The sequence below is a fragment of the Melioribacteraceae bacterium genome, from assembly GCA_019638015.1.
In the GTDB taxonomy this organism is placed as follows: Bacteria; Bacteroidota; Ignavibacteria; order Ignavibacteriales; family Melioribacteraceae; genus JAHBUP01.
In genome coordinates, this window is sequence record JAHBUP010000010.1 from 1 (window position 1) to 3,071 (window position 3,071).

The window sequence follows — 3,071 nt, forward strand, 5'->3', positions numbered from 1 at the left end:
AAAACAGGCGGAAACAGTTTCATGAGAATCATTGCTATTTCCCAGGTTTTTTGGCCCGATACAGCATCCACTGCACAACACCTGTATGACTTCGTTGAGGAACTGACTGGCAAAGGTCACAATGTAACTGTATACACAAGCCGGAATGCATATGAAAATACAGTTGTAAAGTTCCCTGCTTCAGAAGTGTACAGGAATATTGTTATTAAACGTATTTCTAATACAGGGTTTGGTAAAAAACATGTGTCGGGCAGGCTGCTGGACTTTTTTTCGTTTAACCTGCTTCTTTTTTTCAAACTTCTTTTTGTAAAAAAAAGAAGCTTTGATATAATGATAGGAATGACTTCTCCTCCTCTCATTTCTTTCATAGGAGTTTTAATTTGCAAGATTAAAAAAATTAAATTTTTTTATTGGGGAATGGATCTGCAGCCCGAATTGTCTATTGCCTCGGGGCTTATAAAAAAAAACTCGTTATCCAGTAAGCTCCTGACTTATATGGGTAATTATATTATGAGAAGTGCGGACAACATTATTGCGCTGGACACTTATATGAAAGATTACTTTCAAAAAAGGGGGGCAAGCTCAGAAAAAGTACATATTGTACCAGTGTGGCCGGTAATGGAAAAGCTGTATGAAGGAAATAGATCAGAAAATCCATTTAGGGTAGCAAATGATTGGGGAGATAAAACTGTTATCATGTATTCCGGGAATCATTCGTATGTACATCCGTTGGATACGCTCCTGAATGTGGCATTATTGTTAAAAGATCATTCAAAACTTATTTTTGTATTTATAGGAGATGGTGTGCGAAAAAAAGATGTAAGTGAATTTAAACAAAAACATGGCTTGTCCAATATCGAACAGTTGCCATACCAGCCAAGGAATAATATTCATAATTCTCTTGCAGCAGCCGATATACAGGTGGTGATTATGGGGAGCGGACAGGTTGGATTTACACATCCTAATAAAATATATGGCGCTATGTTTATTGGTAAACCCATTTTATATATAGGCCCCGACCCATCTCATGTAATTGATATTTTAACGAAGGTTGATGGCAATATAAGCGCTGAACACGGACAGTATGAATTTATTGCCGAACAAATAATGAAATTCAACTCGCTATCGGAAAATCAAAAAAACAAAATTGGTAATGATAATATGCAATTTGCCAATAAATATTTTCACCCTGATGTGCTCAAAAAAGAAATGGTCCGGGTTTTAGAGGAATATTGAATTTTTTAAAATCTATCTATCATGAATAGTATAAGGGCTTAAATAGTTTGTGCATAATCTCAAATTTCTCTCCCTGGAAGAATAAAATCTGTATACAAAGAATTTCCATGTGCTGGTTTTTATTGATTTTAGCCACAAGGAATAGCGTATAAGAAATTATATCTTTTGGATAAAAGATATTTTTATGGCTATTTCATTTAGCTTTATACTAAATCAGCTTATTTCCTGACCATATGTTTTCGCTGTTTAAAAAAAAGAAACCTATACCCGAACCTGGCGACCTGAGTGCGTTGGTGTGCGACATGCACTCGCATTTGATCCCGGGTATTGACGACGGATCGCCCGATGTAGATACATCTGTTGCTCTGATAGAAGGAATGATAAAGCTGGGCTACAAAAAGATTATTACCACTCCCCACCTGATGATAGACCTGTACCCTAACAATCGCAGCACGATCATGGGCGGGTACGAGAAGTTGATGAAAGAGCTGAATAAAAGAAATATCAATATTCCCGTTACGGCGGCTGCTGAATATTTCCTGGACGATCATTTCGACAGCCTGCTCGAAAAAAAAGAACCTTTGCTTACCATCAAAGACAATCTTGTATTGGTGGAATTTTCTTTTGCCAGCATGCCGCTCGACTATAAACAAAAGATCTTTAATATCCAGATGAAGGGATATAAACCGATTCTGGCACACCCCGAGCGTTATGCATACCTGCACCAAAAGTTTGATGTATATGAAGAGCTTCGAAATGCAGGCTGCCTGCTGCAGGTAAACCTGCTTTCTTTAATAGGCTACTATGGCAAAAGTATTGCCGCTGCTGCCGAACGCCTGTATAAAATGAAATACATTGATCTGTTGGGCTCCGATCTTCACCACGAAAGGCACATGGCCAATCTTAACAGCCCTTTCCTGCACGAAAAGGTAAAAGAAATTGCTTCTGAGCTTCCGTTACTGAACAACCAGTTGTAAGGGGTTGGGCAGGAATGGGTTAATCCAGTAATAATTTCCTGAAAGCCAGCGAATCTCCGCTAAACACATTGAAGTCTACTTTGTTGACAATGCCGTTTACCCGCCCTGTTTCGCTGTGCTGCCAAAACATCCAGGGGCGTTTGATGCGGGGCTTGTGCGGTTGAAGATAATGGGCCACCCATAAGGGATAGTTGTCAAACTCCTGTCCCAGGTATTGTTCGTAGAAATCCACGTTCGTATATATGATCGGCTTCACTTTGTAATAATCTTCAATGATCTGAAGCCACTCTTTTACCCTGAGCTTAAGGTCTTTGGGCCTGGCGCCGTACAGTTGTTCCACATCCAGCACCGGGGGCATGTCTCCGGGCTCCAGTGTTACATGCGCTATAAAATTATCTGCCTGCCTTTTCCCGCTTTTGGTAGCAATAAAAAAGTGATAGGCTCCTCTCGTCATCCCTTCTTCGCGGGCTTTATACCAGTTTCTTTTAAATAATTTATCCACGTTCGAAATGCCTTCGGTAGCCTTGATAAAGGCAAAATCAAGCTGCATGTTTTCTATGTCCATGCGCTTTACTTCGCTCCAGTCAATTACGTCCTGGTGGTGCGAAACGTCAATACCATGTATCTCATAATTAACAGGTATTTCTATACCGAAAGCGTTATACCGCACAAAGCTGACCCGGTATTCTTTCCATTTGTTATAACCATACAGCGCAGCGGCGCCGAGCAACAGGAGCACGGAAATAACCAGCAAAGCTTTCCATCTCAAAATTTTATTCTTTTTCCTCGCCATATTTCCTAAACGCCATTATACTACTTGTATTTCAAATCTCAAATCATACATTTCAAATCACATAT

3 protein-coding genes are annotated in these 3,071 nt (G+C 39.7%); 2 read left to right on the plus strand and 1 reads right to left on the minus strand.

The annotated features are described in order from the left end of the window. A partial coding sequence (locus tag KF816_17500) for a glycosyltransferase family 4 protein (GenBank protein ID MBX3009825.1) occupies positions 1 to 1,236 on the plus strand: 1,236 nt, incomplete at its 5' end. A 233-nt stretch (positions 1,237 to 1,469) separates the two neighbouring features. Further along, positions 1,470 to 2,213 carry a hypothetical protein gene (locus KF816_17505; protein MBX3009826.1) on the plus strand — a complete coding sequence of 248 codons (744 nt, stop codon included), beginning with the start codon at positions 1,470 to 1,472 and terminating at the stop codon, positions 2,211 to 2,213. Positions 2,214 to 2,232: 19 nt separating this feature from the next. On the opposite strand, the gene KF816_17510 is transcribed toward KF816_17505, so the two are convergent. Next, positions 2,233 to 3,006 carry a glycoside hydrolase family 25 protein gene (locus tag KF816_17510; GenBank protein ID MBX3009827.1) on the minus strand — a complete coding sequence of 258 codons (774 nt, stop codon included), beginning with the start codon at positions 3,004 to 3,006 and terminating at the stop codon, positions 2,233 to 2,235. Positions 3,007 to 3,071 lie beyond the last annotated feature (65 nt).

What these genes read in the sequence shown, in the direction of transcription:
- KF816_17505 (MBX3009826.1), top strand. Translation starts at nt 1,470, where the DNA reads ATGTTTTCGCTGTTTAAAAAAAAGAAACCTATACCCGAACCTGGCGAC.
- KF816_17510 (MBX3009827.1), bottom strand. Translation starts at nt 3,006, where the DNA reads ATGGCGAGGAAAAAGAATAAAATTTTGAGATGGAAAGCTTTGCTGGTT.